Below are 1587 nucleotides of genomic sequence, written 5' to 3'. Positions count from 1 at the left end.
GTCAACGCCCTGTTCGGCCAGGACGACATCAAAGCCGCCGCCCGCCGCTTGAGCCGCTGCTTCGACTGAAGCACTTTTCTAATCCAGCGTATTCAACGCGGAGTTCGCGGAGGCGCAGAGGCGCGGAGAAAAAGCTTTTTTCCCTCCTGAATAACCGTTGCTGCAAACTTCAGTTGTGAGCAAGCCCGATATTCCGGGCCGGATCATTAGTAATAATTCTCATACTCCGCGCCTCTGCGCCTCCGCGTCCTCTGCGTTTATTTCCCAGTCACCTCACTATTACCGGCCCTGTCGCCCGATGCCTGATTTGGTTATCATTCTGACCTTGTTATCAAATTTGTCATTCTCGAATCATTGAAGGAATCGCGTTATGTCCCGTTCGCATGATCTGTTTGTTGCCGCCCAGAAACACATCCCCGGCGGGGTGAATTCCCCGGTCCGCGCCTTCAAGGGCGTCGGCGGCGATCCGTTGTTTTTCAAGCGGGCCGAAGGGGCCTATATGTTTGACGAGGACGACAACAAGTTCATCGACTATGTTGGTTCCTGGGGGCCGATGATCGTCGGCCACAACCATCCCGAGGTGATTAAGGCGGTCGAGGCGGCACTGCACAACGGCATGAGTTTCGGTGCCCCCACCGAACTGGAAACACAGATGGCCGACAAGGTCTGCGAGCTGGTGCCCTCGGTGGAGATGGTACGCATGGTCAACTCCGGCACCGAGGCGACCATGTCGGCGCTGCGTGTGGCGCGCGGCTTTACCGGGCGGGACAAGATCGTCAAGTTCGAGGGCAACTATCACGGCCACTCCGATTCGCTGCTGGTCAAGGCCGGTTCCGGGGCGCTCACCCTGGGCGTGCCCACCTCGCCCGGCGTGCCCGCCTCGCTGGCCGAGCATACCCTCACTCTCACCTACAACGACAGCGAGCAGGTGCGGGAAACCTTCGACAAACTGGGTGATGAGATCGCCGCCATCATTGTCGAACCGGTGGCCGGCAACATGAACTGTGTCCCACCGGTGGATGGCTTCCTGCAAACCCTGCGGGAAGTGTGCGACCAGCACGGCAGTGTGCTGATCTTCGACGAGGTCATGAGCGGCTTTCGCGTGGCCCTCGGTGGCGCCCAGGAATACTTCGGCGTCACCCCCGATATGACCACCCTGGGCAAGGTCATCGGCGGCGGCATGCCGGTGGGTGCCTTCGGAGGCAAGCGCGAGCTCATGGAACAGGTTGCCCCGCTGGGGCCCATCTATCAGGCAGGAACCCTCGCCGGTAATCCAATGGCCATGGCCGCCGGTCTGACCACCCTGAACCTGATCAGCCAGCCCGGATTCTTTGAACGCCTCGGTCAGCGGGTCGATCAGCTGACCGGCGGACTGCGCCAACGTGCGAAGGCCAGTAACATCCCGTTGACCACCAACCAGGCCGGCGGCATGTTCGGCTACTTCTTCAGTGAAGAGGAGACCATCACCCGCTTCGATCAGGTCAGCCACTGTGACATGGAACGCTTCAAACGCTTCTTCCACGGCATGCTGGAACAGGGCATTTACCTGGCCCCGGCCGCGTTTGAAACCGGCTTCGTCTCCGCCGC

The 1587-nt window shown here is 60.4% G+C and carries 1 protein-coding gene; it reads left to right on the top strand.

Annotated elements, in window-relative coordinates:
• Window positions 1–370 precede the first annotated feature (370 nt).
• Window positions 371–1587 (top strand): glutamate-1-semialdehyde 2,1-aminomutase (gene hemL, locus RI563_RS03895; RefSeq protein ID WP_310693037.1); only part of this gene is annotated, 1217 nt, incomplete at its 3' end.

Source organism: Thiohalophilus sp. (genome assembly GCF_031581315.1).
Taxonomy (GTDB): domain Bacteria; phylum Pseudomonadota; class Gammaproteobacteria; order UBA6429; family Thiohalophilaceae; genus Thiohalophilus.
This window is presented reverse-complemented; position numbering and strand designations above follow the sequence as displayed.